Source organism: Methanothrix sp., assembly GCF_030055635.1.
Classification (GTDB): Archaea; Halobacteriota; Methanosarcinia; order Methanotrichales; family Methanotrichaceae; genus Methanothrix_B.
In genome coordinates this window covers 1-4,275 of record NZ_JASFYM010000033.1, presented here as the reverse complement: position 1 = coordinate 4,275, position 4,275 = coordinate 1, and the positions used below count along the sequence as shown (strand labels likewise).

Genomic DNA, 4,275 nt, shown 5'->3' with positions numbered 1-4,275 from the left:
TCCCAGTAAAGGTTCCCGTCCAGACTCTCTGTATGACTTTATGATCTGTTGAACCCTCCTTTGTGACACCTTCATGTCCCTCGCAATCTCTTTCGTGGCCACACCTTTGCGGTTCTGGCGAAGAATATAGCGAACCTTCGCCTGGGTCAGCTTCATATTCCGGACTATTACGCCGGAGTTAGATGAGACGCGAAATAATTTCGGGACTCCACAGGTGTTTCTCCGCCTGGGAAAGTCTTAATTACCCTCTTTTCAATAATATTCGCAGGTGTTCGTGCATGAGGGTACATCTCCTGTTTGCCGTTCTTCTGATACTGCTCACATCAGGTACTGCTCCAGCCAGCGAGGTGCTTCTGCTTGCCTCCTACAATCCAGGCATGTCCTGGACAGATGATGTCGTCAGCGGTGTGCGCCTCAGGCTGGCGATCGACGCTCCGGATGCGAATCTCACAGTGGAGTACATGGACACGAAAAAGGTGCTTCTGAACGAGTCCAGAATGGAGTTTCTTAAGAGGCTGTACTCTGAGAGATATGGCGATAAAAAATTCGATGTCATAATATCCTCAGATGATGATGCGTTCAGGTTTCTCCTGAAGAACAGGGACGAGCTGTTTCCCGGAGTTCCTGTGGTCTTCTGCGGTGTGAAGGACTTCAGGCCCGAGATGCTGAGCAATCTCAGTGGATTCACAGGAGTTCTCTTGAACGTGAGCATCGAGGATACGATCGATCTCATGCTCAGGCTTCATCCGGATGCGAATAAGATAGTGGTCGTGAACGACAACACCACAACAGGAAGGGCAAACAGGAGGATGCTGGAGGGTGTTGTTCCGAAGTTCAACGTGACCTTCGAGGTTCTCGATAATGTGACAGCGGATGAGCTGCGTGAGAATGTATCCAGGCTTGATCCTGGGGCGCTCGTGCTTCTTCTGACTTTCAACAGAGACCGAGCCGGCGAGGTCTTCACATATGAGGAGAGCGCCGAGCTTCTCCGGCAGGCCAGCCGTGTTCCTGTCTATGGCGTGTGGAAGATGTGCCTGGGGCATGGCATAGTTGGGGGCAACCTGAGCAGCGGAGAGGTGCAGGGCAGGAAAGCTGGAGAGATCGCAGCGCGCATACTCCAAGGCGCGGATCCTGATGGCATACCCATCATAATCCACAGCCCAAACGTTTACATGTTCGATATGGTGGAGCTTCGCAGGTTCAACATCTCTCCGAGATCTCTACCTGTGGACAGCACAATAATAAACCAGCCGTTCCATGACAGGGCGGATCTGAGCCACATGAACCTCAGCTGGCGAAACATGAGCGGTGCGAGCCTGAACCAGACATATCTGAACGGCTCCGACCTCAGTGGCTCAAATCTGAGCGGAGCTTATCTGAGGTACAGCATGATATACGATGCGAACCTTAGCCTGGCAGATCTATCGGATGCAGACCTCGAGGGTGCAGACCTTCACAACACCAACCTCAGCAGGGCCAGGCTCGCAGGCGCGAGGCTCATCGGCGCAGACCTGATCGGGAGCGATTTCAGCCGTGCAGATCTCACAGAGGCCCAGATGGAGAACGCCAGGCTCAGTGGCGCCTCTCTTGTCCACGCCACGATGGACGGAGCTGATCTGAACGGCACAAAGATGGATGGATGCAATCTGAGCGGAGCTTCCGCCCGCGACGCATTCTTCACCCGTGCCGATCTCAGAGGCGTAAATGCTACAGGTGTGGATCTGACAGGATCCTATCTGCAGGGCGTGGATCTGAGCGGAGCTACAGTGGTAGGTGCAACTTTGAAAAACGTATCTATGACAATAGCTTTGCTTAGCAGGTCAAATTTCACAGGATCGGTTATTTCACACGCTGATATAAGACGCTCCACCATACAGTATGCAAACCTATCTTTCGCAGATTTATCATACACAAATATGCGAAGATGCTCTTTAGTGTTCACAGACCTGAGAGGCACAAACCTGAGCAGAACAGATCTTTCCGGGGTAAACCTGACAGGAGCCATCATAAGATATTCGGATCTAACGAATGCAATGATGCAGGATTCTGTGATCAGGAATGCGGACCTGACCGGATCCAAGCTTCCCGGCGTAGTTGTCATGCGCTCCAACATCTCGGGATCGAATCTCTCAGAAGCGGATCTCTCAAACGCTGATATGAGAAGGTGCTGCATGCTGCTTACAGATCTGCACGGTTCGAATCTCAATGGTGCCAGGCTCGACGCATCCATGCTTTTCCACGCGAACCTGATGCGGGCATCTCTGGTCTCGGCCAGCCTCCGTGGGGTCGATTTCTCAGAATCCGATCTGTCAGAGGCGGATATGAGGAACGCGGATATGACGAATGCAAGGCTTAGTGGCGCTTTTCTGGAGGGCGCGGATCTGAGCGGCGCCAGGCTCATCGGCGCGGATCTAACCCAGGCGAGGATGCATGACATGATTCTAACAAGGGCGAACATGCTCGGCGTGCGGGCGAACTGGGTGGATCTGAGAGAGAGCAGATTAGCAGGAGCTTTTCTAACAAGAGCCGAGCTTTTCGGGGCAGATCTGAGTGGCGCTGACCTTAGCGGTGCAGACCTTGTGAAAGCATATGCCCTGAGGGCGAACCTCTCGGGAGCGGATCTCACGGGCGCGAAGCTGGACGATGCTGACTTCAGCGGGGCGATTCTCAGAGGCGCGAGAATGTCAGAGCTAGTGATTCGCAGCGTCAAACTCGGTCAGGCAGACCTAAGCGGAGCAGATATGTCCGGATGCCGACTTGAGGCACTGTACGAATCAAACACTGTGATGAGATCCGTGAAGATGAGAAATGCGATCCTGAGAGGGGTTATGTTCGAGAACTCAGATCTGAGCATGGCAGACCTCAGGAGGATAAAGGCGACAGGTGTGTATCTCACCAACACAAGCCTCGCCGGAGCAGATCTGCGCGACTCTGAGCTCTACGCGGTAGGATTTACAAACGTCGATCTGCGCGGGGCAAAGCTCGATGGCATAAAGTACGACAGACCGACGCTCGAGAGCCTGGCGCGGCAGAACCTCGACGGGGCGAGCATGAGCGATGATCTCAGGAGGGATATCGGGAGGGTCAGGAATGAAGTTTCCTGACCCGTCATCGATGATGGATACAGAAAGCAATTTACGTGAAATTACTTCTAAACTTATATGGACCGCAAACCAAACCGTCTCGCCGGAGAGTCGAGCCCTTACCTCCGGCAGCATGCGTACAATCCCGTGGACTGGTATCCCTGGTCTCCCGAGGCCTTCGAGCGCGCTAGAGCTGAGGACAGGCCGGTATTTCTCTCGATAGGATACTCCACGTGCCACTGGTGCCATGTGATGGCCAGGGAGTCCTTTGAGGATGAGGAGATCGCCGAGATGCTGAACAGGGCATTTGTATGCGTGAAGGTGGACAGGGAGGAGAGACCTGACATCGACGCGATCTACATGGAGGCCTGTCAGATAATGAGCGGCAGGGGCGGATGGCCTCTGACGATAATAATGTCCCCAGATGGCATCCCCTTTTTTGCAGCCACATACATCCCGAGGGAGGGACGGCTCGGTATGATGGGGCTCAGGGAGCTTGTACCGCTGGTCGAGGAGCTCTGGAGAAACCGGAGATCCGAGCTCACAGCCCTCGGATCCGAAGTGCTGAACGCAATGCGAAAGTCTGATGTGCACTCCCCTGAGACGATTGCGGATGAGAGCTCTTTGAGCAGAGCGTACCTCGCGCTTTCAGGGATCTTCGACTGGGCCCACGGAGGTTTTGGGAGAGCCCCGAAGTTCCCCCTGGCACAGAATCTGCTCTTCCTCCTCAGGTACTGGGAGAGAACCGGGGAGAGCAAGGCGCTGGAGATGGTGGAGCTTACGCTCAGGGAGATGCGATGCGGCGGCATATACGACCAGCTCGCGTATGGCTTCCACAGATACTCAACAGACGCGAGCTGGGGCGTGCCCCACTTCGAGAAGATGCTCTACGACCAGGCGCTGATGTCACTGGCGTATCTTGAGGCGTTCCAGGCCACTGGAAAGAGGGATTATGCGATTGTGGCAGACGAGATCCTGGGTTTCGTCGCTGATGAGCTGGTATCCCCGGAGGGTGCGTTCTGCTCAGCGCTCGACGCGGAGAGCGATGGAATCGAGGGCGGATACTATCTCTGGACACTTGACCAGCTTCGGGATGCTCTTGGCGATGATCTAAAAAATGCGCTTGAGATGTACGTCTTGGAGCCCATAGGTGAGAGCGACGGGAAGAGCGTGCTAAGGATCTCGCCGAAGG

At 54.5% G+C, this 4,275-nt stretch carries 3 protein-coding genes; 2 read left to right on the top strand and 1 reads right to left on the bottom strand.

Going from position 1 to position 4,275, the window contains the following annotated elements; genetic code table 11:
* The coding region (locus tag QFX31_RS08785) for a helix-turn-helix domain-containing protein (protein ID WP_348531728.1) at window positions 1-156 on the bottom strand (156 nt) is incomplete at its 3' end.
* Window positions 157-278: 122 nt separating this feature from the next.
* Here QFX31_RS08785 and QFX31_RS08780 point away from each other — a divergent pair.
* Both QFX31_RS08780 and QFX31_RS08775 read left to right on the top strand, forming a co-directional pair.
* Window positions 279-3,104, top strand: a complete 2,826-nt coding sequence (locus tag QFX31_RS08780) for a pentapeptide repeat-containing protein (RefSeq protein WP_348531727.1) — start codon at window positions 279-281, stop codon at window positions 3,102-3,104.
* 57 nt (window positions 3,105-3,161) lie between these two features.
* Window positions 3,162-4,275: thioredoxin domain-containing protein (locus QFX31_RS08775; RefSeq protein ID WP_348531726.1), on the top strand; the 1,114-nt coding region annotated here is incomplete at its 3' end.